The following is a 25,348-nucleotide window of genomic DNA, read 5'->3' as shown; positions in this document are numbered from 1 at the left end:
GATGCTGACGGTTACGACGATCGCACTCGGGGGTTCTCGTCAGACGATGGTCGAGGGCCTCGAAGGGGCCGCGCAGCAGCATCAGGGCGCGGGAGGCGACAGTCGACAGCCCGACCGTGACGTGGGAGGGCAGCAGGTCTTCGTCTTCACCGGGGGTGACCGGACGCTCATCCGATACTCGATCGGCCGAGTCGTCGGAGACCAGGTCGCCGACCTGTCTGTCACGTGCGCCAAGGGCGCCCTGAGCGTCCTCACCAAGGCCGAGCGCGACGAGCTGATCGAGTCCGTCCTGGCCACCGTGGTACGGAAGGAGTGAACGCGTCCGGACAGGTGGGCTGACGGCACAAGTCCTGGACGACTCAGTCGAGGTGTTTGATTCGGCGTGGTCGGGCGGAGCCCGATGCGGCCACGAGACGCGGCGCGGCATGAGCTCGAGTTCTCGTGTCGGTTGGCTCCGATCCTGCGACACTCCGCAGTGCCAATACGTCGGGCATGGAAGAGATGAAGACGATGATGCTTGGAGGTCGATCGAGGGTGGCCGGTTCGCTCACGGCCATTGCCGTCTGCCTGCTGGTCGTCGTTCCGGTCTCGGTGTTCCTCGCAACTACCGCCATCTTCACCGAAGCGAACTGTTCCGGTTCAGACTTCGCGGGCGAGTGCGACACAGCCTCGGCGAACGGCTTCCTCTACGCCGGCTGTGCCTTGCTGCTCGGCGTCACCATCCTGGTGCCGCTGACGATTTGGGCAACCAGCCGACGGACTGACTCAAGCGTCGATGAGGCACCGACCAGTCGTCTGCGCTCGCCCTGAGCCCCCCGGGACGGCATGGTCGGGCGGACGTCTGCGGCGGCGGACGAGCGGCACGGGTTTGACGACGGTTGTCGCGATGCCCTCGTTGGGGCGTTAGGTCATCGTCACCCGCACGGTGACCCGCACCTTGCGTCGAAGCGTCCGTTCATCCGCCCCGCGGGCGCGAATCATGAAGCGGTGCGTGCGTCTGCGCGCCGAGTCGAGACTCGCACCGACGATGCCGGGCCCGCTGACCGAGGCGGTCTCTATACCGGGCACCGTGACGGGGAGCGCGGCGGTGCCGGCAGCCGGGGACGTGGTGGCGCGGCCGACCGAGATCCGGTTGTCCGGACGGACACCGAAGACCAGGTCGTCGACGAACTCGGCAGGGTCGGGCGTCGTCGACGCTGCAGCACAAGTACTGCTGAAAGTCGGTCCAGAAGCCGAGCCCAAGCCGGGCGGCACGTCGCGATCGGACCTTCGTCAGTAGTTGTGCGCCGTCCTCGCTGTCGACATCTCCGCACACCGTCATCGGCATGGTCGAGCGTATTGGTGGGCCGGGACAGGTGCAGCACGTTCTTTGCCGGGCTGCTTGTCTTCGACGCGCTCTATGCGGTACTGCTCGATCTGCCGTCGGCTTGGTCATGACCGGACGTGGCGCCGGTCGCCGACGTAGGTGTTGCGTCGGGGCGTAGGTGTCGAGCTCCCCGGACCGCGGCGGTGGGGAGCGACCTGCTTCGCCGGGTGTCGTTGCCCGTGCGGCTCATGATGATCTGGACCTGCACCTTCTTCCCGATGTAGGCCCTGACCAGACGTAACCGGGGCCCGTGGATGCGGGGCACGACGTGCTTTCCGACGAACCAACGGTAGGAGGTCCTCGAATCTGGGTAGCGCTCTTCGGGGGCCGCCACCAGGTGGCGTCCAACCACGGGGCGTCCTTGGACTCGCGGTCGTGCGATGGGGGGCAGCGGTGCCAGGGCAGCGCGGGTGACACGCACGGTGGGCGAGGATGCGGTGGCCGAGGCCGAACCAACACCTGCGCCAGTGACGACGGCAGCGATCCGGTCGCCCAGGCGCGGTTCGTACATGGACCTCACCTGCAGGGTCGGACCGGTCGCCTCTGGGATCGCTGCGCCGTCGCGGAACCACTGGTAGGTGAAGGTGTCGGTACCCGGCGTCCACGTGCCCGTCGAGACGGCGAGCTTGCCAGTGACGTCGTCCCAGCTGAGCTCCGGTGCAGCAGTGGCGCGTCGAGGCGGGACAGCGATGGTGGGGTCGACGACGTACAGGCGGCGTTGCGTGGTCGGCTCGGACCCAGGCTCGGGACGGAACCTGGAGGAGAACACGACGCGGTTGCCCAGCGTCCGTGCCTCGTGGATGTCGGGGTCGCCCGCGGTGCCGGTGCCGTCGAAGCCACCCAAGGAGACCGGGAAGGTGCCGTTCGCCGTGCCGTCGCTGCGCCACAGCGCGGAGCCGTAGGCCGACGGGGCGCTGAAGTAGAGCCGGTCACCGACCACGGCTGGCCGGCCCACCTCGAAGATGGAACCGGGCAGCTGCGCCACGGTCCGGGTGCCCTCGGGTGTGCCATCGGTGCGGACCAACAGGCCGCGCTGCACTGCGGGCCGGACGCTGCGGTCCGAGTAGCTCCTCAGGTAGTACACCTCGGACCCCACCGAGGCCAGCAGCAAGAGGCTCGCCCCGTCAGCTGCCGAGACGTCGGCGACCAGGTGGGTGCCCTCGTCGGTGCCGTCGGAGCGCCACAGCTGCCCACCGTCGCCGGGCAGGTAGTAGATCTCGTCGCCGTGCGCGAGCGGGGAGTAGGCGAACCCGCTGCTCCCGTCGGTGCGGTGGTCGCGGACCAGGTGGGTGCCCGCGTCCGTGCCGTCGGTCGTCCACAGCTCCTCTTCGTGGACACCGTCGTTGGCCTGGAAGAACAACGTGTCGCCGGCGGTGATCCACGCCTGGGGATAGCTGCCGTCGGGACCCGGGTTGATGTCCTTGACCAGCTCGGTCACGGTCCCGTTGGTGCGCAGCAGCTCGACGCCCACCTTGTCGGTCGGGTCGGTGGGGTTGGCAGAGGTGCGGTCTCGGCCGGAGAAGTAGGCCCAGTCGCCGAGCACGGCCAGGTCCGTCCCGGCGAACTCGAACGCCTTCCTGCCCGGGCTGTCGACGAGCCGCGCCACCGTCGTACCGGGGTCGACGGCGTACAGGTCGTAGCCGCTCCCGGTGAGGATCAGCCGGTCCGCCACGACCCCGGTCACGCCACGGTTGACCCCAGTCGGCATCGTCCCGAATCCGGTGATCCGTACCGGCGGCTGCGTGCCGTCGTAGGCGTAGGCCCGGCCGCTACCGGTGACCACGAAGAGCCGGTCCGAGACGATGTAGAGGTCCATGTCGTCCTCGCGGGCCGGAAAGTCGTCGGTGACCATCCTGGTGCCCGTGGCGGTGCCGTCGGTACGCCACAGCTCGTAGCCGTGCACCCCGTCGTTCGCACCGAAGTAGAGGTCACCGTCGAACGTCGCGTGGACGTACCTGCCCGTGGTCGCGAACGTCGGGGCGCCCACCGGTTCGGTCTGGTCAGCCAACGCGGGAGGCCCGGCAACAAGACCGGCCACCAGCGCAGCAGCGACGACCGGAACGCAACGACGCATCACCCTCAACGATCTCCACCCCTGTCTGACGAGTCCGCAGATCGTACGTCGTTCGCTCGCACCACGAGGCCTGTCAACCAGATGCCACCCAGTCGGGTGACGCTGGGACACGACCCCCGACTCGGCATGGGCGGGCCGAGCCAGACCAGCGGGATGGACGGGCGGAGCCCGCTGGGCGCCACGGTCGGGCGCATCGCACCCTCAGACGTGCACTTGCTCCCATTCCGCCGCACTGTCGCGCCAGCCAGGCACCGCGAATGCCCACCCGGTTAACAGGGCGTGAGCCGTGAGCACATCCGGCGCAATCGTGCCAAAGTGCCGTTCGGCCGCGCCGTCGCGGTACTCGACGATGTAGGACCCGTCGGAGTTTCGCGAGGTCTGCGCGAACGTTCGACTGGTCACGTCCCCCAACACGTCCACAATGAGGTGAGTGCCTTCACCTGCCTCGATGTCGTCCAGCGTCAGGAACAGGGCGTCCTCGGACGGGTCATCGATGGTGTCGCCGGATTCAGCGGTTGCTCGACGTGCGGGGCCGTTCGTCATGTCTGGGTGTTGCCACGCGATCCATCCGCTCATCGACATGCGGAGCGTTCGGTGGTGACACGATGCTCCCATGACCACGCATGCCACGTGCCGCTGCTGCGGCTTCCGCACCTTGCAGGAGCCTGGCCGTTACGAGGTGTGCCCGGTATGCCTATGGGAGGACGACGGCGGCATCAGCCCCGACCAACGTTACGGCGGCCCTAACGGCATCAGCCTCGTCGAAGGTCAGGTCCGCTTTCAACAGGAGGGGCGCTCCGCCGATGATGCGCCGCCAGCGTTCTGCGCGCGCCGACCGCGTGCCGATGAACTGAAAGACCCGTCCTGGCAGCCATTCAAGGCATGAAGCCTGTCGCGACCCGACCGTGACCTCGAACGCGTCTGGCGAAGGGCCGCTTTCCTCGTTTGCGTGCACCTGCTGAGTCAAGCACTCGCGTCCGGGGCCCACTCTCGGCACGACAGCGCCCCGATCGCGGCATGTGGTCGGACGGAGCCCGCTCGGCGGCATGTCGGGGGACCGCTCAATCACCTCAGAGGGAGCCGGGCTGATCGCCTCAACCCAGGTTGTGGTGGTCCTTCCTGGCCGATCGAACCTCGGCGTAGGTGGTCTTCAGGTGACGTCGTGCCGAGTGCATGTACCAGACGGCCCCGATCCAGCCCAGCAGGAAGACCCGCGAAACCCACCTGGCCCTGCTCAGCCCGGACGAGTCCCACGTCGAGGAAGGCCAAGTCAGCAGATCGATCAGTACCCACAACCAGGATCCCGCCATGGTGAGCGCCATGACGATGACGGCAAGGATCACGACCTGCGCCGAGGTCACCGGTGCTAGTGATTGCGGGGTGACTTGTTCAAGCACGTCGCGGAGCGTAGTCGTAACCCCACCGCACGCTCTCAACTCGGCAGAGCGCGGGACGCGGCCTTGTCGGGCACAGCCCGCAGCGCGTCGTGGCCGGGCGCCTTCGAGTCGATCGCTAGCGCCGATCTGAACGAGGCTGCCCACATCGCGAGCACCTGTAGACCGGAGACTTGGCCGGAGGGTGGTCGAGGTAGTTGGCGTATCGCCTTCGCGATCGGTCCAAGGCTGACCCCTGACCCGGCCTACCGCTGACCTCGACCAGGTCATGCCGGCAGCCTCGGCAATGCCCTCGAAGCGGCAACGTCGGGCGGAGGGTGCGTACGGTTCGAGCGAGTCTTCGGCGCCGGTCTTCCAGCCGATCCGAAGGACGGGTCGCTCAGCTCCTTGGCAACGGCGGGGCCGAGCACCCCTTGCCGCACCGACATAGCTGGTGCTGCGGACCTCCTCGATCTCGATCCCCATCAGGGCGGTCACCTGCTTCCTGGTGATCGCCGTGCACCACTGCTTGAACGACCGCGGCGCCAGCCCTGCACCGGCGTCGGGCACGAGCGTGGCAGCGGCGGCCGCGGGTTGCGTCGTCGTCGGCTCGAGGTCCGCCGTCGCGGTCGGTACGTCGCCGGGGTGGGGACGGACTGTCAGGCTCGGGATCGCCACACGCAGCGAGCGCGGTGGCCGAACGACGGCAGCAGCCGTGCGCGCGAGGTGCATGCGACCCCATTCCCCCGCGCTCACCAAACCGCGGTTCCGCCGTTTCGAGGCCCGGCCCCGAGGGGACGCTGCCGTCGTGACCCACGACTACGAGGCCTACGAGCCGCCCGCCGCCGGCGACGAGACTCCGGACCCCGGGCCCACCGCCGCCTGCGGTACCTGTCCGGCGTGCGGCACCTGCCGGGCCTGCGTGGCCGGCGGCACCTGCACCTCCTGCGCCTGCGCGGTGACCACTTCCTCGAGCACGTCTCCGCCCGCGCCCACCCCGGTCGAGCCCCCGACGTCGCCGGCCTACGACACCTACTTCGACACCGAGGACGACGGCACCGGCACCATGGACTCGTCCTCGCCGACCTCGTCGTCCTCGTCGACCTTGCCGACCTCATGGCGCCGGCGCCGCTCGTCGGCGCGCTCGTCGTCCCGCTACCGCAGCTCCTCGTCCGGCTCATCGAGCTCGTCACGGCGGCCCGGACGCGCCCGCTCCGGCGTTGCCGCCGGCTGCTGCGCCCTAGGCACCGGCGGAGCCGGTCTGGCCGCGGCCAACAACGACGACGGCGACGGCTCCCGCCAGGACCGCTACGACCAGTGCGTCAGCGAGTTCCTCGCCGACCACCCGAGCGAGGGAGCCGACTTCGGACTCGGCTCCGAATACGGCTCCGACTACGACTTCGGAGGCGACTACGGCTCGGCCTACGACTCTCCCGACGACTTCGGCTCTGACTACGACTTCGGCTCCTCGGAGACCGACGGCTCCTACTCCGGCACGTTCCTGACGCCCGAGGACTCCTGCGGCTACCTCCGCTGACAGGTCTCAGTGGCCGCGGTGCGACGCCCGGTTGAGCGACTCGACAAGTCATCAACACATCGGCCGCTTCGGGCCGCTCTCCGGTGGGCCGATGTTGGCGGCAGCGACCAGTCGCGACGCTTTGGGAGCCCACACCCCAGCCTGATACTGAGCCAATGATCTCCGCGCGAACGTCTGCGCCCGACTTTCGGCATGTGCGCTCGGAGCGTGGCATGGTCGAGCGACATGAGAGCGTGCCTGCATGGCACCTTTGGCATTAGTTGGGCTTCGACTCGATGTGCAAGACGTTCGTCGCATGGCGTCTTTCTGGGCGGACGTGTTGGGCTGGAGAGCGGAGGATCAAGAAGACGGGGCAGTCGCCGTCCTGCCAGACGCCCCTTCTGGTTACCCCCTCATGCTTCGTCCTGGGGGTAGTTCAAAAAGCAGCCAGAACCGAATTCACTTCGACCTCACAACCGGGTCGATGGACGAGATGCAGCAGTTGATTTCACACGCTTACAGCCTCGGCGCTACTGATGGAGACATTGGCCAGTCTCCAGATGAACCACACACAGTGCTTGTCGACCCGGAAGGGAACGAGTTTTGTGTGATACCTCCCGGGAGCACGTTCCTCGCCAACACCGGCGCGATTGGCGCGATCAATTGCGACGGCTCGCAGGCTGTTGGCTACTTCTGGAGCGATGCGCTGGGGTGGCCCTTGGTATGGGATCAAGATGAAGAGACGGCGATCCAGTCGCCTGAAGGCGGTTCCAAGGTGACGTGGAGTGGGCCGCCACTGATGCCGCGCGAGGGCCGGGACCGGTTGCGTTTCGAGCTTTCGACTTCCGATTCCATCTCAGGAGCTATCGAGCATTTGAAGTCCCTAGGCGCTCACGTTGAGGAAGGGCCTGTGTCCTCGGAGGCTGTCCTCCGTGACCCCGATGGCAACGAGTTCCATCTCGTGGCCATGCGGCGGATGAGATAGCAGGAACGACCGCTCATCGGCTGTTTCGGGCGGGTCGAGGCACATGACTGAAAATCTAGGGGGACTCGGGTCGAGAAGTCGCCACCCACGACGCGGTCATCAGCCACGGCACCTGCCGACGTTCGATCAGTCGATCGCGATAGTCCGATCTGTCGGCGACGTGCTCCACGAGCGGCTCGAGCTTCGCGGGAGGGCGGCGCGTCGGGTGGTGCCAGCGTGTTCCCCAACGACCGTCGGCGTCACCCAGCCAGCGACGACCATCCCTGCAGAATCTTCGTCCGTCGTGACGACCACGGCGCCCTGCTCGAGCGCGGATCGCCATGTCTCCGTGTGGCGCATGCGCGACCCAGGCCCTTGATGTCCGCGGACGTAGACCGCCAAGGTCGCCGAGGCGTCGGCGAACGACGAAGAAGGTCCGCCGACAACCTCGTCGGCGGACCTCCTTGCGGACTCCTAGCGCACTGAGACCGTCCCCAGAACCTCACACCTCAGGTCGCAGGGGGGTGCACAGACTAGATGTCGTAGTAGAGCTCGAACTCGTGCGGGTGGGGGCGCAGCTGCACGGGGGCGATCTCCTGGGTGCGCTTGTAGTCGACCCAGGTCTCGATCAAGTCGGGCGTGAAGACGTTGCCCTGGTGCAGGTAGTCCTGGTCGGCCTCGAGGGCGTCGAGGACGGCGCCGAGCGACGTCGGCACCTGGTCGATCTCGGCCATCTCGTCCGGCGGGAGCTCGTAGATGTCCTTGTCGATCGGGGCGGCGGGCTCGGTCTTGTTCTTGATCCCGTCGACGCCGGCGAGCATGAGCGCGGCGAAGGCCAGGTAGGGGTTGGCCGACGGGTCGGGGAAGCGGGTCTCGATTCGCTTGGCCTTGGGGTTGGAGCCGGTGATCGGGATCCGGACCGAGGCCGAGCGGTTGCGCGAGGAGTAGACCAGCGAGATCGGGGCCTCGAAGCCGGGCACCAGACGGTGGTAGGAGTTGACCGTGGGGTTGGTGAAGGCCAGCAGCGACGGGGCGTGCTTGAGGATGCCGCCGATGTACCAGCGCGCCATGTCGGACAGCCCGCCGTAACCGGTCTCGTCGTAGAAGAGCGGCTCGTCGCCGTTCCACAGCGACTGGTGGACGTGCATGCCGGAGCCGTTGTCACCGAAGATCGGCTTGGGCATGAAGGTGACCGACTTGTTGTTGGCCCACGCCGTGTTCTTGATGATGTACTTGAACTTCATCACGTCGTCGGCGGCCTTGAGCAGCGTGTCGAAGCGGTAGTTGATCTCGGCCTGGCCGGCCGTGCCGACCTCGTGGTGGGCCCGCTCGACCGTAAGGCCGACGCCCTCGAGGTTCTTGACCATCTCGTCGCGCAGGTCGGTGTAGTGGTCGTAGGGCGCGACCGGGAAGTAGCCGCCCTTGAGGCGGGTCTTGTAGCCCAGGTTGTCGCCCTCGGCGCCCGAGTTCCACCAGCCCTCGACGGAGTCGATGTGGTAGTAGCTCTCGTTGACGCCGGTCGAGTAGCGCACCTTGTCGAAGATGTAGAACTCGGCCTCGGGCGCGAAGTACGCCGTGTCGGCGATGCCCGTGGTCGACAGGTAGGCCAGCGCCTTGCGGGCGATGTTGCGCGGGTCGCGCGAGTAGGGCTCACCGGTGATCGGGTCGTGGATGAAGAAGTTGATGACCATCGTCTTCGCGGTGCGGAACGGGTCGATGTAGGCCGTGGTCGGGTCCGGGAAGAGCGCCATGTCGGACTCGTTGATGGCCTGGAAGCCACGGATCGAGGAGCCGTCGAAACCGAGTCCGTCGTCGAAGACGCTCTGGTCGAAGGACGACACCGGGACGGTGAAGTGCTGCATGATGCCGGGCAGGTCGCAGAAGCGGACGTCGACCATCTCGACGCCCTCGTCCTTGATGTAGGCGAGCAGGTCGTCGCTGTTGCTGAACATTCGTCCTCCTTGGCTGCGAGCCCTCCCAGGTGCAGCCGAACGCTAGCGGTGACTGTGACGATGACAAGGAAAAACCGGGCGCGACATTGCGCCGTCGGTGCCCGCTAGGTAACTCTCGGGGCGTTTCTCGACCGTATCCGGTTTGTTTCACCGGCGTAACAGGTGGTTCGAGGAGTGGCTCCCCGCGAGGGTGGTCCGGCCCCCTCTAGGCTGGGTGCGTGAACGACGCCATCCCCGCTGCCTCCTGGGGTCGTCGGGTCGCCGCGCTGCTCGTCGACTGGGTCGCCTCGACGCTGGTCGCGGTGGTCCTCGTCGGCGGGGGAGAGGCCTACTTCGAGCCGGGGAGCCCGGCCGGGTTCATCACCCTGGGTGTCTACGTCGTCGAGGCGGCGCTGTTCACCTGGCTCATCGGCGGGTCGTTCGGCAAGGTCGCGACCGGGCTGCGCGTCGTACCGGCCGATGGCGTGATGCGCCCCATCAACCCGCTTCGGCTGATCGCGCGCCAGGTCATGGTCGCGCTCGTGATCCCGCCGCTGGTGTTCCGCCCCGACGGCCGCGGCCTGCACGACGTGGTGGCCGGCACCGCCACCGTCCCGGTCGACGTGTTCCGCGCCCTGGTCGCCGGCGGTGCGCGCCCTGGTCGGCGCTGAGCGGTTCCGGTCGGCTCGCGTCGGTTTGAGCGGGCTCCCCGGCGGTTAGCCTGAGGTCTCGACCATCGTCGAGCGAAGGAGGTGCCGGTCGTGGCTGACGAGTTCTACCTCGACTACGCCGGCGCCGGGAGCGCGAGGTCCCGGTTCGCCAGTCGCGCCACCGAGCTCGAGACGGCCGCCGTCGACGGGGCCAAGGGAACCGTCACCGGGATGCAGGGACCGATGGGCGCCGGCACCGCACCGGTGCAGTCCGCGGCCGACGACCTGCTGATGGCGGCGAGTGGCCGGCTGCGTGCCTACGGCGTGGAGCTGCACGCACTCGCCGAGCTCATCAACGACACCATCGTCGTCACCAACGAGATCGACGTGGAGTACACGCTGTGAGCAGCGCCGCGGCCCAGGCCAAGTTCGAGTACCCGATCGAGACCCCCGAGACGGTCGAGACGCAGAAGAAGGCGCTGCACAACATCGGACGCCTGCTGCTCGACAGCCACGCCGACGTCAACGACAGCGTCCTGACCGCCAGTGACTCCTGGCGCTCCGACACGGCGTACACCGCGCTCGGCGACACCCAGAAGCTCTCGACCGCGATGAAGGGCGACAGCGACGCCGTCGAGGCGGCCATCGGCCCGATGACGACCTACGTCGGGCGCATCGAGCACGCCCGCGACCGCATCGACGTGCTGCGCGACCGCTACGACCAGGCCGGCGAGGACCGTACGACGGAGCTGCAGCACCCGCCCGACTGGGCCGACAACACCTATCTCCGGGGCGAGTTCCGCGACGGCGTGCAGGCGGCCTACCAGGCCACGATCGACCAGCTCGAGGCCGAGTACGAGGACGTCAAGGCCGACCTGCGCAGCGACGCCGCGCCCGCTGTCACGGCCCTGCGCGAGGCGATCGAGGTGCTCGCGCCCGACGCGCCGACGAGCATGAGCCTCGACCAGGTCGCCTACCAGGCGGCCGCCGCCAACCTCTCGCTGACGGGGGACACCCCCTACGAGTACGCGCTGCGCGAGGCCGGCCTGCTCACCGGGCCCACCCCCACCGGCTACTACGCCGACTGGCTCGAGAACGCCGAGGCCAACGGTGTCAGCGTGCAGACCATCCTCGAGATCGCCCAGACCCACGGCATCACGCCGGAGGACTTCAGCATCCTCGACGGCATGGAGGAGGTCACCGACGCCGACGGCAAGACGTTCTTCATCCTCCCCGACGGCACCAGCGGGGACGACGCCGAGCTGGCGGTGCTGATGACCTACATCCTCAATGCCGGCACCGGCTACGGCGACGGCACCGAGCACGACTTCGACCCCGAGCCCTACGACTCCTACGAGGTCCAGCGGATCATCGACCGGCAGCACGCCAACGACTGGAGCTATGACGACGACGTCGCGTTCGTCCAGGACAACGGCGGCCGGCTGGCGACCACGCCCAACGGGATGCTGATGGGCCTCGGCGGCAACTGGCTGCAAGACCTCTACAGCCAGAACGGCGGCACGACGTACGGCGACATCTTCATGCTCAACGTCGACGACGTCGACGACGAGGGGGCGGTGCTCGCCGACGCCATCCGGTCCGGCCAGGCGACCTACCAGGACGACGACGGCAACGTCTACCAGGGCAACCTCGACCTCGACCGGCTGCTCCACCACGAGGAGCGCCACTCCCAGCAGTGGGCACGCGAGGGCTACGTCGGCTTCCTGTCGTCCTACGTGTGGGAGCAGGTGTTCGGCGACGACGAGACCGAGAAGGACGCCGGGCTCTCCGACGGCGGCTATTGACGTGGTGACGTCGCCCCGACGGCGGGTGCGGGTGGCCGGGGCGGTGGCCCTGCTGCTCGTCGGGGCCGTCGCGTGCAGCGACCCCGACGACTCCGCCGACGACTCCGCTGATGGCTCGGCCGGTGGCTCGGCCGGCGGCGGCGAGTGGGACCCGGACGCGCCGTTCGCCCCGTCGCTGCGTCCGGCGTTCGGCGCGCGCGTCGACGGCGAGCGGCTGACCTTCTCCACCGGTACGCCGTGCCACGACGTCACGCGCATCCGGATCGTCTTCGACCCCTACACCGCCGGGTCGACCGACACGATCCTGACCGCGACCGAGCCCGGCCGGACGGTCGAGACCTTCGACCCGACCGGGGTGGTCACGGGATTCACCGTCGAGGAGGGCCTGCCGTCGGGGTTCGACTGGCGGGAGTCCGACACGGCCACCTTCGAGCTCAAGGGCTCCGACTTCGAGTGGGGCTCGACCGTCGACCTCGACGAGCCCGTGGCCGCGTCGCCCGACCACCCCACCGACGTGTTCTTCTTCCAGGGCGTCGGTTGGCTCGACCCCGCCGCCGTGGCCGCCGGCAACGGCGACACGTTCCTCACGCCCTGCACCGCCGATCCCGCAGCCGACTGAGCGGTTCGGGGTCTGCCGGGTCTCCCGGCTGGGTACGGTCCCGCCATGTCATGGGGACGCCGTACGGCTGCGCTCGTGGTGCTGGCCACGACGAGCACCTGGCTCGTCGGGTGCGGGACCACGGGCGGACCCGAGGGTGCCGACCCCACACCGGTGGTCATCCCCGGCTCGACGGTGACGATCGGGACGGACGCCGCGACCCCCGTCGTCGGGTCGCCGTCCCCAGACACCACGTCCGGCGCACCCGGCGAAGGCGGATCGGTCACGACCGTCGAGGCCCTGTTCACCAAGGTCGGCGGCGCCATGGGCGGCTTCGACAGCGTCCACCTCGCGGTCGGCACCGCCGACGAGCCGTCGGTGATCGAGGCCAACCACCACTACCTCTCCGGCGGCAGCGACTACAGCGCCGTCATCACCGCTATTGCTGACCAGCCGGTCGAGGCCCGTCGCGTGGGCGGCACCTTCTACCTCCAGAGCGCGACCGACGGGCCGTTCACCGAGATCGACCCCGCCGACGTGGCGGCCGACGACACCAGCGTCATCGGCGCCCTCCCGGGGTGGGACGTCCTGGGCGACCTCGCCGCGGTGCTGGGTGAGGGCGCCGACTTCGCCGCGGGTGGTCCCGGCGACGTGGACGGCACGCCGGTCCAGAGCTTCACCTTCACCGCCGACGCGGCCGACCTCGTGCCCAGCGCCCAGGTGCCCGACGACCTGACCGGCGCCGTCGAGGTGACGTTCTCGATAGACGAGGCGGGCCTCCCGGTGCGCGTCGACGAGGACTTCGCCGACGGCGACCGGGTGCTCCGCACCGACTACAGCGGGTGGGGCGACCCGTTCACCGTCGAGGTGCCGAGCAGCTGACTGGGTCGCCCGGCCGTCAGCTGCAACTCACTGTTACGAGCACTACCCCGGCGCCACAGCACCGGGGTAGTGCGGTGAACAGTGAGTTACAGGTGACGGGTCAGCGGCCGCGCAGGTTGCCGCGCATGCCCTTCATCGAGGTCGGGACCGGCCCGCGGGGCAGCGGGACGCGGGGGCGCTGGGCGTCGAGGGCCTTGAGCCGCGCTAGGACGTCGGTGATCTCGGCGGGCTTGACCTGACGGCCGAGCTTCTGGATGTGCTTGACGAGCTGGGGGAGCGGCACCTGGCCGTCGCCGCTGCCGACCACGACCTCGTGGATGGGGGTCTCGAACGCGACCCGCTCGTGCTTCTTGCGCTCGGAGATCATCAGCGCGCGCAGCCGGTTGGGGTTGCCCTCGCCGACCAGGACGATGCCCGGAGGGCCGACCACGCGGTGGACCATGTCCTGCTGCTTGGTGAAGCCGACCATCTGCTCGGTGTTCCAGCCCCGGCGCAGCATCGTCAGCGCCTGGGCGCCGCCGCCGACCCGGCCCTCGAGCCGGTGGTAGGCCGCCCGCTGGGCACGACGGCTGAAGACCACCATCATCCCGAGGAAGCCCATGAGGATCGCGAGGAGGACCGCGACGATGATCCCGAAGGTGCTGCCGCCGAAGGCGAGGAAGGCGAGCCCGAAGCCGACGGCGCCGAAGACGAGGAACGTCCCGAGCATCCAGAGCCCGAGCCGCTTGTCGTGCTCCTTCGACATCCGGTAGGTCTCGATGATCTGCCGACGCCGGCTCATCTTGGTCGGGTCGGTCTCCTTGACCTTGGGGGTCTTGGGGGCCTTGGGCTCCTTGGCCATCGGTGTCGCTGCCTCGCTTCGTGCTGGTGGACCGGGTGGGGTCCGGGACGTCAGACGGACGCGCGCGCGTCCATCGCCTGACGGTACAGCCGACCGGCGCGGTAGGACGAACGCACGAGCGGCCCCGAGAGCACCCCGGAGAACCCGATCTCCTCGGCCTCGGCGGCGAGCTCGACGAACTCCTCCGGCTTGACCCAGCGCTCGACCGGGTGGTGCCGCACCGAGGGGCGGAGGTACTGCGTGATGGTGATGAGCTCGCAACCGGCGCCGTGCAGGTCGCGCAGCGCCTGCGAGACCTCCTCGCGGGTCTCGCCCATCCCGAGGATCAGGTTGGACTTGGTCACCAGGCCGAAGTCGCGGGCCTGGGTGATGACGTCGAGCGAGCGGTCGTAGCGGAAGGCCGGTCGGATCCGCTTGAAGATGCGCGGCACCGTCTCGACGTTGTGGGCCAGGACCTCGGGACGCGACTCGAAGACCTCGGTCAGCAGGTCGGGGCGCCCGTTGAAGTCGGGGATGAGGTTCTCGACGCCGGTGCCGGGGTTCATCTCGTGGATGACGCGCACGGTCTCGGCGTAGAGCCAGGCCCCGCCGTCGACGAGGTCGTCGCGGGCGACGCCGGTGATGGTGGCGTAGCGCAGCTCCATCTTCTGCACCGACTCGGCGACGCGGCGAGGCTCGTCGCGGTCGAGCGGCTGCGGCTTGCCGGTGTCGATCTGGCAGAAGTCGCAGCGGCGCGTGCACTGGTCGCCGCCGATGAGGAACGTCGCCTCGCGGTCCTCCCAGCACTCGAAGATGTTGGGGCAGCCGGCCTCCTGGCAGACGGTGTGGAGGCCCTCGCCCTTGACCAGCTTCTGCAGCGCCTTGTACTCAGGCCCCATCTTGGCGCGCGTCTTGATCCACTCGGGCTTGCGCTCGATCGGGGTCTCGGCGTTGCGGACCTCGAGGCGGAGGAGCTTGCGGCCCTCGGGGGTGGGGTTGGCTGGTGCGGGGGAGGTGGTGCTCACTCCGTCGATCCTACGACCCGCCTCGGCACTCACCGGTCGGCCGGGTAGCCGGCGCGGAGCAGGTCGACCAGGGAGGGGGCCGACGGCTCCCAGCCCAGGGCGCGGGCCGCCGTGCCCGCGGACTGCTGGTCGAGCAGGAGCGCCTCGGCGAAGGCCGGACCGAACCGCTCGCCCGCCTCGTCGGTGCTGCCGTCGACGACGGCTCCGTCGGGCCCGACGACGGCCTCGCCGAGCTCGCGGACCGTCGGGTTGGTGCCGTTGGCGCCGGCGTACGCCTGGCCGCCGGGGGCCTTCTCGAGGACGACGAGGTAGAGGTCGGCGAGCTCGTCGACGTGGATCGTGGCCCAGTGCTGGTCGCCGGTGCCGATGAGCGTCAGGGCACCGGACTCGTCACGCGGGCCGCCGGCCAGCATCGCGGGGATGCCCTGGCCGTGGCCGTAGACGATGCCCGGTCGTAGGACGGACGCGCGGACGTCGGAGGCGAGCAGGCGCTCCTCGCCGGCCGGACGCCACGAGGTGATGGCCGGCGGCTGCTGCGGGTCGTCGTCGGCGATGTCGGGGTTGTCGCCGTAGGTCCAGACGCCGCCTGTGTGCACGAACGGCTTGGGGGTGCCACCGAACGCCGTGACCACCGCGTCGATGACCGAGTCGTTGAGGGCGGGGTCCTGGTCGTCGCTGCCGGCCGCGGTGTGGATCGCGCCCTGCACGGTCTCGAGCTGCGTGGCGAGCCAGGCGGGGTCGAAGAGGTCGCCGACGACCGGCGTGACGCCGACGGCCTCGACCTCCGCAGCCTTGTCCTCGTTGCGCACCACGGCGGTGACCTCGTGGCCCGCGGCCAGGAGTCGCTTCAGCACGGCGTTCCCGACGTATCCGGTCGCTCCGGTCAGCAAGATGTCCATGTCGGGGCAACCGGCGCCCCGGGCGGATATTCCTCAGGGCACGTCGCGACGGCGGTACGACGCCACCGACGCGCCGCTGATCGCCGCGGACAGCAGGCCGAGGTAGATGAGGCCGTCGCCGAGCGAGCGCGTCTTCTCCCCGAAGCAGTCGGAGTCGCTGGTGGCATAGCTGCCCGAGGCGTCGGCGTAGCAGGACTCCGGGACGTCGACGTAGTAGAGCTTGCCGTCCTCGATGACCGCGGCCGCGTTGACCGTGGGGTCGATCCAGCCGGGGTCGTCGACGAGCAGGCTGATGAGGATCCCGCCGGCGACCGAGACCCCGAACAGGACGCCGAGGGTGAAGACCGTGCTGCGCGAGAGCATCGTCAGGGCGAACCCGCCCAGTGCGCCGAGGGCAGCGACCCCGGCCCCGCGCCAACCCTGCTGCAGGCTGTCGAGGAGCACCCCGTCGGGGATGACCAGGTCGTCGAGCCAGAAGCGCGCGGCGATCATCAGCCAGAAGACGGTGGAGCCGATGGCCGCGACGACGCCGGTGACGAGCACGACGGCGACGGCCTTCGCCGACCAGACCCGGACCCGACGGGTCTCGAAGAGCAGCTGGTTGCTCATCGAGCCGGTGTTCCAGTCGTGGCCGGCGAACGTCGTACCGACGAGGAGGGCGATCAGGCCCACGATGACCGCGACGGCCAGCCCGGAGTCGTCGCGCGCCTGGGCCAGGTCGAGCGGGTTGTAGTCGAGGAACTGGTCGGCGGTGGGGACGTTGTAGTCGCGGCAGACCTGCTCGGCGTCCTCGCCCGGCGCCACCCCGAAGTCGACGGGGTCGTCGAGGCAGGCCTGGAGCCCCTCCTGGACGTAGGGCTGCTTCGCCTCCTCGGCGGCCTGCTGCTCGGCCTGGGCGTAGGCGTCGGGCCCGAGGGGCTGCTGGTCGACCAGGGCGATGACGGCGATCACCACGGGGACCACGAGCATCGCGGCCAGCATGAGCAGCACGGCGCGGCGCCACCGCAGCCGGGTGAGCTCGACCCCGATCAGGCGGATCATCGTGCCCCCTCGCCGTGGCCGAGGGTGTCGGCGGCGGTGAGCTCGAGGAACACCGACTCCAGGTCGCGCCGCTGCGGGGTGAGCGCGGTCAGCCAGATGCCGGCCTCGCCGAGGGTGCGGGTGACGAGGGCGGGGTCGTCGGTCTCGACGCGGAGGCCGTCGGGCGCGGGGGTCGCGACGAGCCCGGCGGCGGCGAGGGCCTCGCCGGCGGGGGCCGGGTCGGGCACCTCGACGACGTACGCCGACGCCCCTGCGCTGCCGATGAGGTCGTCGACCCGGCCCGAGGCGAGCAGCCGGCCGTTGCCGATGATCGTGGCGGAGGTGCAGACCTGCTGGACCTCCGCGAGGATGTGGGAGCTCAGCAGCACGGTCACGCCGCGCTCGCCGAGGTCGCGGATGGTCTCGCGGATCTCCCGGATCCCGGCCGGGTCGAGGCCGTTGGTCGGCTCGTCGAGGATGAGCAGCTGCGGGTCCTTGAGCAGCGTCGCGGCGATGGCCAGGCGCTGCTTCATGCCGAGCGAGTAGGACTTGTAGCGGTCGCGGTCACGGCCGGTGAGACCGACGGTCTCGACCGCCCGGTCGACCTGGGCGTCCGGGACGCCGATCGTGCGCGCGAGCAGCAGCAGGTTGCGACGGCCCGTGAAGTTGGGCGAGAACTTGGGAGACTCGACCACCGCACCCACGCGGTCGATCACGGCGGGCAGGTGGGCAGGCACCTGCTGGCCGAACAGCCGCATCTCGCCGCGCGTCGCGCGGGCCAGCCCGAGCAGCATCCGGATCGTCGTGGTCTTGCCCGAACCGTTGGGCCCGAGGAACCCGTGCACCCCGCCCGCCGGCACCGCCAGGTCGAGGTCGTGCACCGCGACCCGCGTGCCCTTGCGGCTGCGGAACTCCTTGCGCAGGCCGGTGGCCTCGATGACCAGCTCGGCCATGTCTCGCTCCTCGCGTCGGGGAACGGACATCAGACCACGCCCTCACGCCGAGTCGGCGCATATGTACGCCGACTCGGCGTGGTGGGGGGCGGGGTCAGCCGCCGGGGCGGACCAGCTCGATGCGCGGGCCGCGCCCGGGCTCGGGGCGGGGCTCGTAGTCGGGCGTGGCGTCGTAGGGCGACCACGCGAGGTAGTCGCGCAAGTGCCGCTCCACCGAGGGCAGGACGTCGGTGACGGTGACCGGTCGGCCCACCTCGGCGGAGAGCGTGGTGACGCCGGCGTCGGCGATGCCGCAGGGGACGAAGCGGTCGTACCAGGAGAGGTCGACGTCGCAGTTGAGCGAGAAGCCGTGCATGGTGACGCCGCGGCTGACGCGGATGCCGATGGCGGCGACCTTGCGCTCGGGCAGCGGGCCGTCGGCGCGGAGCCACACGCCGCTGCGGCCCGGGACACGGGCGGTCTCGACGCCGAGGTCGCGACAGACGGCGATCAGGGCCTCCTCGACGCGGCGCACGTAGTCGACGACCTTGACGTGGTCGGGCAGCCGGACGATCGGGTAGCCGACGAGCTGGCCGGGACCGTGGAAGGTGATCTTGCCCCCGCGGTCGACGTCGAGGACCTGCGCGCCGCCGGGGTCGGCCGGGCGCTCGTGGGGGTCGGTGCGCTTGCCGGCGGTGTAGACGGGCGGGTGCTCGAGCAGCAGCACCGTCGGGGGCCGCGAGCCGTCGACGACGCCGGCGTGCACGTCGCGCTGGAGGTCCCACGCGGCCAGGTAGTCGACCGCGTCGGCGCCGAGGCCGGCGACCTCGAAGGTCAGGTCCTTCACGTCTCCGAGGCTAGCGCGCGCCCGAGCAGCTCGAGCTGCGCGGGCATGACGCGCCGCCAGAACCCGCGGTCGTGCGCGCCGGGCTCGAACGACGACCGCACGTCGGCGTCGCCGGGGAAGCCGTCGACGTAGTCCTCGACCGAGCGGTAGAACGGGTCGCCGGTGCCGCAGTCGATGCTGACCTCGATGCCGGCCAGGTCGTCCTGGTGGCCGAAGACCGTGAATGCGCGGTACTCGTCGGCGTCGTCGAAGCCGCTTCTGCTCGCCTCGTCGGCGTCCGACCACAGCGCGGGACCGGCCACGGCGACGGCGGCGACGCGCTCGGACCCGAGGAGACCGGCGAGCCTCAGGGCGCCGTACCCGCCCATCGACCAGCCGATCAGCCCGATCCGGTCCGTGGGTGTGGCACGCAGGCCCCGCTCAGCCATCAGCGGCAGCAGCTCGTCGACGACCATCGCGCCGGCGTCCTCGCCGCTCGGCCGCTCGTGCCAGTAGGTGTCGCCGCCGTCGGGCACGACGATCGCGAAGGGCGGTACGCCGTCGGCGACGGCCTGGGCGAGGAGCTCGGGCACGCCGAGGTCGCCGGGCAGGAAGCTGTCGACCTCCCAGCCCAGCCCGTGCAGCGCGACGACCAGCGGCAGGTCGGCGTCGACCGTGGTGCCGGGCGGGAGCAGCAGGTGCCAGCGCACGGTGGCGCCGAGCCGGGCCTGCGAGACGAACGATCCCGACTCGACCGGTCCGGTCGCCACGTCGGGCACGACGCCGTCCTCGCCGTTGAGGCCGAGCTCGGCCTGCAGGAACACGCGTCCGGGGAGGGCGCCCTCCCAGACCCCGACGCCGCCTGCGGCCACGGCGACCGTCGCGGCGCCTCCGCCGAGCAGGAGGGTCCGACGGCTGAGCACGCCGTGAGGCTACGTGAGGCCATTCCGCTCGGGCCCCGGCACGCCTACGTTGCGGCCACCCCCGAAAGGGATCCCGATGAGCAGGACTCTCGACTTCTTCCGCCACGACGCCCTGGCGATCGCCGCCATCGGGATCTTCCTGTGCATCGATCCCCACGAGGCCGTCAACCCGTCCCTGGGGAACAACACCCACGTCTTCAGCACCCAGACCAGGTTCGGGGTGCAGGTCGTCTGGAACACGCCCGCCCTCGGCCAGACCCGCTTCGCCGGTTCGTGGGCGTACACCGCGGCCTGAGGCGACGTCAGAGCCGCGACGCCACGAACCCGAGGTCCTCGGGCAGGGAGCGCCGCGTGAAGGCCAGCTCGTGCGCGCCGTCGCCGAAGGCGACCTCGAGGTCGGCGTCGTCGGGGAAGCCCTCGACGTAGGTCTCGACGGCGTCGAAGAAGTAGTCGCGGGTGCCGCACGCGACCCGGACCGGGATGCCGGACAGGTCGGCCTGGCGGTCCATCACCGAGAACCGCTCGTACTCCGCGGGGTCGGCGAAGCCGTCGGGGTGCGCCTGCGTCGGGTCGGTGTAGAGGCCCGGGCTGGACGCGCACACGGCGGCGACGCGGTCGGCGCCGAGGACCGGCGCGAGGTGCAGGACGCCGTACCCGCCCATCGACCAGCCGAGCAGTCCGATCCGGTCGGCCGCGCCGGCGCGTACGTCGGCGTCGGCGCTCCCGGCCAGCAGCGGCAGGAACTCCTCGACGACCATCGCGCCGCCGTCCTCACCCGTCGGCCGTTCGTGCCAGAACCCGTTGCCGCCGTTGACGACGGCGAGCGCGAACGGGGGGATGCCGCCGGCGACCGCGGCCGCGACGTAGCGGGGGAGGGCGAGGTCGGGCCCGAACAGCTGGGCCACGCCGCCCCCGTGCCCGTGCAGCGCGACCACCAGCGGCAGCGGCCCGTCCACGCCCGGTGGCCGGGTCACGCCCCACCGCACCCGCGCCCCGAGCCGACGCCTCGACGTGAACTCGCCGAGCACGACCGGACCGGGTGCGACGTCCGGTGTGGGCGGCAGCTGTGAGACGGGGACCGTGTCGACCCCGCAGCCGCTCGCCGCGACCCCGACGAGACCTCCGACCAGCAGGGTCCGTCGCGTCAGCACCGCGCAAGGATCGCACCACCCACGGTGGTCGAGCCGCGGGGACGGAGTCACCGCGTGTCGAGACCCCCGCAACCCCGCGGTGGTCGAGCCGCGGGGACGGAGTCACCGCGTGTCGAAACCCCCGCAACCCCACGGTGGTCGAGCCGCGGGGACGGAGTCACCGCGTGTCGAGACCACCTCAGGTCCAGCTCGACTCGGCCACGTCGGCTGCGGGGATCTCGACACGGGCTCGCCGAGGGCTCGCCCGGCTCGATCACCGTGGGGACGCTGCGGGAACCTCGCCCCGGGCTCCCGGCTCGATCACCGTGGGGCGGGCCTGTGGATGACGCCGACGACGTACGGGTGGTTTCGGCTTCACTGGGACGCATGTCGTCCCGGGTCCTCGTGCGCGTGCTGCTCAGCGTGCTGGCGGGCGCGGTGTGCGGGGTGGGGGTGGCGTGCGGGGTGCTGGTGCTCGACGAGCCCGAGCAGGCCGAGGTGGCCGTGACGCGACCGGTCGCGCGCCCTTCGGGGTCGGAGCACCAGAGCCGCGCCCGTGAGGCGCTGCGCGCCTGGGACGCCGCCCGTGCCCGGGCCTGGACGTCGGGCGACCCCGAGGCCCTGGCGCGGCTCTACACGCCGGGGTCGGTGGCGGGGGAGCGCGATGCGGCGATGCTGCGGGCGTGGACCGACCGTGGCGCCCGCGTCACGGGCCTCACCACCCAGGTGCTGCGGTTGCGCGTCGAGCTCGAGCGCGACCGCCGCCTCGTGCTGGTCGTCACTGACCGGGTCGCCCAGGTGTCTGCCGCCGGGCTCGACCTGCCCCGCGACCGGCCGTCGACGCGGCGGATCGTGCTCGTGCGTGCCGGACGAGGAACCGACTGGCAGGTGGCGTCGGTCAGCGCAGGGCGGTCGCGATGAGCGCGTCGACGTCGGCGTCCTCGAAGACGTAGCCCGAGGCGAGCAGCGCCGCCGGGCGCACGTTGAGCGAGCCGAGCAGCTCCGACGACATCTTGCCGCCGGCCACCTTGATCAGCGGGGCCGGCACCGGCACGAACGCCGGGCGGCTGACGGCGGCCGCGAGGGTCTTGGTGAACTCGGCGTTGGTCGGCGCCTCGGGCAGGCAGAGGTTGAATGCGCCGGACGCGTCGTCGTGCTCGGCGAGGTGGACGACACCGCCCACCCAGTCGCGCAGCGAGATCATCGGCATGTACTGCCGGCCGTTGCCGATCTTGCCGCCGAGCCCGGTCTTGAAGAGCAGCCGCAGCTGCTGCAGCGGCGCGGCGCGGCGGTCCATCACCGGCGCGGTGCGCAGCACGCAGACCCGCGAGCCCGCGGCGACGGCCGGGTCGGCGGCCTCCTGCCAGGCGCGCGCGACGTCGGTCAGCAGCGCGTGGCCCCGGGTGTCGGAGACCTCGGTCAGCACGGCGTCGCCGTGGTCGCCGTAGTAGGAGATGCCGTTGCCGGCGAGGTAGGCCGGTGGGCGGCCCGACCCGGCGCCCGCGATCGTCTCAGCGAGCAGGCGGGTCGTGGTCACCCGGCTCTCCATCAGCTCGTGCGCCCACTTCTTCGAGTGCGGGTTTCCCAGCGTGGGGGAGCCGGCCAGGTTGATGACGACGTCTGCGGTGCGGACGAGCGTGCGGTCGACCTGCCCGGCGTACGGGTCCCAGGTCGACTCGTCGGCGGCACTGGTCTCGCGGCGGACGAGCGAGGTGACGGTGTGGCCGCGCCCGGTCAGGGCGGTGCGCAGGTGGCTGCCGAGGAAGCCGGAACCGCCGGCGAGCACGATCGTGAGGGAGGCCATGAGCCGCAGCCTGGCAGACCGTGCCCGGGTCGCGGGACACCTGGTGGAAGGGGTGTGACCGGCGGCACCGGGCCGCGCTTTCGCCGTACGGCACGATGAGAGGACCAACCCTGTCCCCACACGTAAGGAATCGCATGCCCATCTGGAACCAGCTCCGTCAGGCCACGAAGGGGATGCAGGACCAGCTGCTCGCCAAGAAGAACGAGCTGCAGAGCGGGTCCTTCCGCGACGCCAGCATGGCGATGTGCGCCCTCGTCGCCGCAGCCGACGGCAGCGTCGACCAGGCGGAGCGGCAGAAGGTCTCCGGCCTGATCACCTCCAACGCCGCGCTGTCGAACTTCCCGCCCGACACCCTCAGCAGCCGCTTCGACGACAACTGCAACAAGCTCGCCGCCGACTACCAGCTCGGCAAGGTCGAGCTGATCCAGCTCGTCGGCAAGACCAAGAAGAAGCCGGCCGAGGCGCGTGCCGTCATCCAGATCGGCATCATCATCGGTGGTGCCGACGGCAACTTCGACGACCAGGAGAAGGCCGTCGTCCGCGAGGCCTGCCACGCCGTCGGCATCGACCCCTCGGAGTTCGAGCTCTGACCCACGCACCACCCCGCACACCCAAACCACGCTGACCCGTCGTAGAACTACGACGGGTCAGCGTGATTTCGACGTGAGGTGCGCTGACCCGTCGCGTAAACGCGACGGGTCAGCGTGGCTCTGCAGGTCTCGACCCGCGGTCGCGCCCGAGCGAGCTCGGTCGCGCGCTCGCTCGACCTCTTCGCGTCACACGCAACAGCCCCCTCCCGCGAGCGAGCTCGCGGGAGGGGGCTGTCGTGCGTGGCTCAGACCTCGAAGGCCCCGGCCTCGAGGCGCTTCTTTACGTCCTGGAGGAAGCGGCCGGCGTCGGCGCCGTCGACCAGGCGGTGGTCGTAGGTCAGCGCGAGGTAGACCATGTGGCGCACCGCGATCGTCTCGCCCAGGTTGGGGTCGTCGATCACGACGGGACGCTTGACGACCGCACCGGGACCGAGGATCGCGACCTGCGGCTTGTTGACGATCGGGGTGTCCCAGAGGGCGCCGACGCTGCCGAGGTTGGTGATCGTGAAGGTGCCGCCTCCGAGCTCGTCGGGACCGATCTTGTTGGTCCGGGTGCGCTGGGCGACGTCGGCGATCTTCTTGGCCAGACCGGCGATCGAGAGGTCACCGGCGTCCTTGACGACGGGGGTGATCAGGCCCTTCTCGGTGTCGACGGCGAACGCGATGTTCTCGCGGTCGTAGTAGGTGATCGTGCCCTCGTCGGTGTCGATCGTCGCGTTGAGCTTGGGGTGCTGCTTGAGAGCGTCGACCGCCGCCTTGGCGAAGAACGGCAGGTAGGACAGCTTGACGCCCTCACGGGCGAGGAAGTCGTCCTTGCGGGCCTGGCGGAGGCGGGCGACGTTGGTGACGTCGACCTCGACCACCTGGGTCAGCTGGGCGCTGGTCTGCAGCGAGTCGACCATCCGCTCGGCGATGATCTTGCGGAGGCGGCTGATCTTCTCGGTCGTCCCGCGCAGCGGCGACGGGGTCACCGACGGAGCCGAGGGGGCGGCAGCGGCGGCCGGGGCCGCCGCGGCGGGAGCAGCAGCAGCGGGAGCCGCGGCGGCCTCCTTCTTGGCCTTGGCGGCGTCGAGCACGTCCTGCTTGCGGATGCGCCCGCCCACACCGGTGCCGGTGACCGACGACAGGTCGACGTCGTTCTGGGCGGCGAGCTTACGGACGAGCGGCGTGACGTAGCCGCCGCCGTCGCTCGACGGAGCGCTGCTGGAGGACGACTCGCCGGTCGACGGCGACTGCGCGCTCGGCGCCGGCGCGGTCTCGGCGGCCGGCTTGGCGTCGGGCTCGGGTCCCTTGTCGGGCTCGGGCTCGGTCTCGGCGACCGGCTCGGCGGCCTTCTCCTTCTCGGGGGTCTCGTCGCCGGCGGGCAGCTCGCCCTTGTCCTCGACGATCTCCTCCTCCTGCTCGGCCTTCTTCTCGGCCTGCTCCTCGTCCTTGGGCTGCGCCTCGGGGGTGGCCTTCTCGGGCGCGCCGCCGCCGGAGGCGTTCTTGTCACCGATGATCGCGAGCTCGGCGCCGACCTCGACGGTCTCGTCCTCCTCGACCTTGATCTCCAGCAGCGTGCCGGCGACCGGGGACGGGATCTCGGTGTCGACCTTGTCGGTCGACACCTCGAGCAGCGGCTCGTCGACGGCGACGTCGTCGCCGACCTTCTTGAGCCAGCGCGTCACGGTGCCCTCGGTGACCGACTCGCCGAGCGCCGGGAGGGAGACGGCCGTACCGCCACCGCCGCCACCAGAGCCGCCGCCGGAGCCACCGCCGTCGGACTCGGCCGCCTGGGCCTCGGCGCGCTCCTGCTCGAGGTCCTCGCCGCCACCACCGGTGTCGGCCTGAGCGGACTGCTTCTCGGACTCGGGGGTCTCGTCGCCGGGGGGCAGCTCGCCCGTGTCGTCGGCGATCTCCTCCTCCTGCTCGGCCTTCTTCTCGGCCTCGCCCTCGTCGGCGGGCTGCGCCTCGGGCTCGGCGGACTCGGTGGCGTCGCCGGCCGACTCGCCCTCGTCGCCGATCACGGCGAGGACGGCGCCGACCTCGACGGTGTCGTCCTCGGCCGCCTTGATCTCGAGCAGCGTGCCGGCGACGGGCGAGGGGATCTCGGTGTCGACCTTGTCGGTCGAGACCTCCAGCAACGGCTCGTCGACCGCGACGCTGTCACCGACCTGCTTGAGCCAGGGGGTGACGGTGCCTTGGGTGTCGGAGTCCCCGAGTGGCGGGAGGTTGAGTTGG

Annotated in this window: 28 protein-coding genes; 13 read left to right on the top strand and 15 right to left on the bottom strand. The window is 70.4% G+C overall.

Going from position 1 to position 25,348, the window contains the following annotated elements; all coding sequences use genetic code 11:
• Positions 1-46 precede the first annotated feature (46 nt).
• A complete protein-coding gene (locus Q7T52_RS00335; RefSeq protein ID WP_304798350.1) occupies positions 47-316 on the top strand; it encodes a hypothetical protein in 270 nt (89 codons plus the stop codon).
• Between the two features lie 176 nt (positions 317-492).
• Entirely contained in the window at positions 493-810 is a 318-nt protein-coding gene (locus Q7T52_RS00330) for a hypothetical protein (protein ID WP_304798347.1), read from the top strand.
• A gap of 93 nt (positions 811-903) precedes the next feature.
• Here Q7T52_RS00330 and Q7T52_RS00325 read toward each other — a convergent pair whose 3' ends face one another.
• The 3 genes from Q7T52_RS00325 to Q7T52_RS00315 all read right to left on the bottom strand — a co-directional run bounded on the left by Q7T52_RS00325 (position 904) and on the right by Q7T52_RS00315 (position 3,983).
• Positions 904-1,254 (bottom strand): hypothetical protein, encoded by a 351-nt coding sequence (locus tag Q7T52_RS00325; protein WP_304798344.1) that lies wholly within the window; start codon positions 1,252-1,254, stop codon positions 904-906.
• A 143-nt stretch (positions 1,255-1,397) separates the two neighbouring features.
• Positions 1,398-3,353 carry a hypothetical protein gene (locus Q7T52_RS00320; RefSeq protein WP_304798341.1) on the bottom strand — a complete coding sequence of 652 codons (1,956 nt, stop codon included), beginning with the start codon at positions 3,351-3,353 and terminating at the stop codon, positions 1,398-1,400.
• Between the two features lie 288 nt (positions 3,354-3,641).
• Entirely contained in the window at positions 3,642-3,983 is a 342-nt protein-coding gene (locus tag Q7T52_RS00315) for a hypothetical protein (RefSeq protein WP_304798338.1), read from the bottom strand.
• Positions 3,984-4,053: 70 nt separating this feature from the next.
• Between Q7T52_RS00315 and Q7T52_RS00310 the strand changes: the two genes are divergently transcribed.
• A complete protein-coding gene (locus Q7T52_RS00310; RefSeq protein WP_304798335.1) occupies positions 4,054-4,326 on the top strand; it encodes a CPCC family cysteine-rich protein in 273 nt (90 codons plus the stop codon).
• Between the two features lie 208 nt (positions 4,327-4,534).
• Here the strand turns inward: Q7T52_RS00310 and Q7T52_RS00305 are convergent, their stop codons facing one another.
• Positions 4,535-4,837 (bottom strand): hypothetical protein, encoded by a 303-nt coding sequence (locus Q7T52_RS00305; RefSeq protein ID WP_304798332.1) that lies wholly within the window; start codon positions 4,835-4,837, stop codon positions 4,535-4,537.
• A 784-nt stretch (positions 4,838-5,621) separates the two neighbouring features.
• Here Q7T52_RS00305 and Q7T52_RS00300 point away from each other — a divergent pair.
• Together Q7T52_RS00300 and Q7T52_RS00295 are read left to right on the top strand one after the other, a co-directional pair.
• Entirely contained in the window at positions 5,622-6,350 is a 729-nt protein-coding gene (locus Q7T52_RS00300; protein WP_304798329.1) for a hypothetical protein, read from the top strand.
• 241 nt (positions 6,351-6,591) lie between these two features.
• Positions 6,592-7,314 (top strand): VOC family protein, encoded by a 723-nt coding sequence (locus Q7T52_RS00295; RefSeq protein WP_304798326.1) that lies wholly within the window; start codon positions 6,592-6,594, stop codon positions 7,312-7,314.
• Between the two features lie 512 nt (positions 7,315-7,826).
• Here the strand turns inward: Q7T52_RS00295 and glnA are convergent.
• Positions 7,827-9,245: a type I glutamate--ammonia ligase gene (gene glnA / locus Q7T52_RS00290; protein ID WP_304798323.1), complete on the bottom strand. Its 1,419-nt coding sequence runs from the start codon at positions 9,243-9,245 to the stop codon at positions 7,827-7,829.
• A 218-nt stretch (positions 9,246-9,463) separates the two neighbouring features.
• Here glnA and Q7T52_RS00285 point away from each other — a divergent pair, with 218 nt between their 5' ends.
• The 5 genes from Q7T52_RS00285 (at position 9,464) to Q7T52_RS00265 (ending at position 13,159) form a co-directional block, all read left to right on the top strand.
• Positions 9,464-9,895, top strand: coding sequence for an RDD family protein (locus Q7T52_RS00285; RefSeq protein ID WP_304798320.1), 432 nt, complete (start codon positions 9,464-9,466; stop codon positions 9,893-9,895).
• A gap of 90 nt (positions 9,896-9,985) precedes the next feature.
• Entirely contained in the window at positions 9,986-10,279 is a 294-nt protein-coding gene (locus tag Q7T52_RS00280; protein WP_304798317.1) for a hypothetical protein, read from the top strand.
• Positions 10,276-11,679: a hypothetical protein gene (locus tag Q7T52_RS00275; RefSeq protein WP_304798316.1), complete on the top strand. Its 1,404-nt coding sequence runs from the start codon at positions 10,276-10,278 to the stop codon at positions 11,677-11,679. The genes Q7T52_RS00280 and Q7T52_RS00275 overlap by 4 nt, the downstream gene beginning before the upstream one ends.
• A 1-nt stretch (position 11,680) precedes the next feature.
• Positions 11,681-12,298: a hypothetical protein gene (locus Q7T52_RS00270; protein ID WP_304798313.1), complete on the top strand. Its 618-nt coding sequence runs from the start codon at positions 11,681-11,683 to the stop codon at positions 12,296-12,298.
• 45 nt (positions 12,299-12,343) lie between these two features.
• Positions 12,344-13,159: a hypothetical protein gene (locus tag Q7T52_RS00265; protein ID WP_304798310.1), complete on the top strand. Its 816-nt coding sequence runs from the start codon at positions 12,344-12,346 to the stop codon at positions 13,157-13,159.
• Positions 13,160-13,259: 100 nt separating this feature from the next.
• On the opposite strand, the gene Q7T52_RS00260 is transcribed toward Q7T52_RS00265, so the two are convergent.
• The 7 genes from Q7T52_RS00260 to Q7T52_RS00230 all read right to left on the bottom strand — a co-directional run bounded on the left by Q7T52_RS00260 (position 13,260) and on the right by Q7T52_RS00230 (position 19,604).
• Positions 13,260-14,000, bottom strand: coding sequence for a DUF4191 domain-containing protein (locus Q7T52_RS00260; protein ID WP_304798308.1), 741 nt, complete (start codon positions 13,998-14,000; stop codon positions 13,260-13,262).
• A gap of 50 nt (positions 14,001-14,050) precedes the next feature.
• The gene (gene lipA / locus Q7T52_RS00255; protein ID WP_304798306.1) at positions 14,051-15,004 is read right to left on the bottom strand and encodes a lipoyl synthase; all 954 of its coding nucleotides are present in this window, start codon (positions 15,002-15,004) and stop codon (positions 14,051-14,053) included.
• Between the two features lie 29 nt (positions 15,005-15,033).
• Complete coding sequence (locus Q7T52_RS00250; protein ID WP_304798304.1) at positions 15,034-15,903, bottom strand: NAD(P)H-binding protein; 870 nt, start codon at positions 15,901-15,903, stop codon at positions 15,034-15,036.
• Positions 15,904-15,936: 33 nt separating this feature from the next.
• Complete coding sequence (locus tag Q7T52_RS00245) at positions 15,937-16,944, bottom strand: hypothetical protein (RefSeq protein WP_304798302.1); 1,008 nt, start codon at positions 16,942-16,944, stop codon at positions 15,937-15,939.
• Positions 16,941-17,876 (bottom strand): ABC transporter ATP-binding protein, encoded by a 936-nt coding sequence (locus Q7T52_RS00240; protein WP_304798300.1) that lies wholly within the window; start codon positions 17,874-17,876, stop codon positions 16,941-16,943. The genes Q7T52_RS00245 and Q7T52_RS00240 overlap by 4 nt, the downstream gene beginning before the upstream one ends.
• Before the next feature lie 94 nt (positions 17,877-17,970).
• On the bottom strand, positions 17,971-18,702 hold the full coding sequence (gene lipB / locus Q7T52_RS00235; RefSeq protein WP_304798298.1) for a lipoyl(octanoyl) transferase LipB: 732 nt from the start codon (positions 18,700-18,702) through the stop codon (positions 17,971-17,973).
• Positions 18,699-19,604 carry an esterase family protein gene (locus Q7T52_RS00230; RefSeq protein WP_304798295.1) on the bottom strand — a complete coding sequence of 302 codons (906 nt, stop codon included), beginning with the start codon at positions 19,602-19,604 and terminating at the stop codon, positions 18,699-18,701. Before Q7T52_RS00230 ends, lipB begins: the two co-directional genes overlap by 4 nt.
• A gap of 76 nt (positions 19,605-19,680) precedes the next feature.
• Between Q7T52_RS00230 and Q7T52_RS00225 the strand changes: the two genes are divergently transcribed.
• On the top strand, positions 19,681-19,899 hold the full coding sequence (locus tag Q7T52_RS00225) for a hypothetical protein (RefSeq protein WP_304798292.1): 219 nt from the start codon (positions 19,681-19,683) through the stop codon (positions 19,897-19,899).
• 7 nt (positions 19,900-19,906) lie between these two features.
• On the opposite strand, the gene Q7T52_RS00220 is transcribed toward Q7T52_RS00225, so the two are convergent.
• Positions 19,907-20,755, bottom strand: a complete 849-nt coding sequence (locus Q7T52_RS00220) for an esterase family protein (protein ID WP_304798289.1) — start codon at positions 20,753-20,755, stop codon at positions 19,907-19,909.
• A gap of 366 nt (positions 20,756-21,121) precedes the next feature.
• Between Q7T52_RS00220 and Q7T52_RS00215 the strand changes: the two genes are divergently transcribed.
• Complete coding sequence (locus tag Q7T52_RS00215; protein WP_304798286.1) at positions 21,122-21,655, top strand: hypothetical protein; 534 nt, start codon at positions 21,122-21,124, stop codon at positions 21,653-21,655.
• Here Q7T52_RS00215 and Q7T52_RS00210 read toward each other — a convergent pair.
• Positions 21,633-22,538: a TIGR01777 family oxidoreductase gene (locus tag Q7T52_RS00210; protein ID WP_304798284.1), complete on the bottom strand. Its 906-nt coding sequence runs from the start codon at positions 22,536-22,538 to the stop codon at positions 21,633-21,635. The genes Q7T52_RS00215 and Q7T52_RS00210 overlap by 23 nt on opposite strands.
• A gap of 134 nt (positions 22,539-22,672) precedes the next feature.
• Between Q7T52_RS00210 and Q7T52_RS00205 the strand changes: the two genes are divergently transcribed.
• Positions 22,673-23,128: a tellurite resistance TerB family protein gene (locus Q7T52_RS00205; protein ID WP_304798282.1), complete on the top strand. Its 456-nt coding sequence runs from the start codon at positions 22,673-22,675 to the stop codon at positions 23,126-23,128.
• 245 nt (positions 23,129-23,373) lie between these two features.
• On the opposite strand, the gene sucB is transcribed toward Q7T52_RS00205, so the two are convergent.
• The coding region (sucB, locus tag Q7T52_RS00200; protein ID WP_304798279.1) for a 2-oxoglutarate dehydrogenase, E2 component, dihydrolipoamide succinyltransferase at positions 23,374-25,348 on the bottom strand (1,975 nt) is incomplete at its 5' end.

The organism is Nocardioides sp. (assembly GCF_030655615.1).
In the GTDB taxonomy this organism is placed as follows: Bacteria; Actinomycetota; Actinomycetes; order Propionibacteriales; family Nocardioidaceae; genus Nocardioides.
This window is presented reverse-complemented; position numbering and strand designations above follow the sequence as displayed.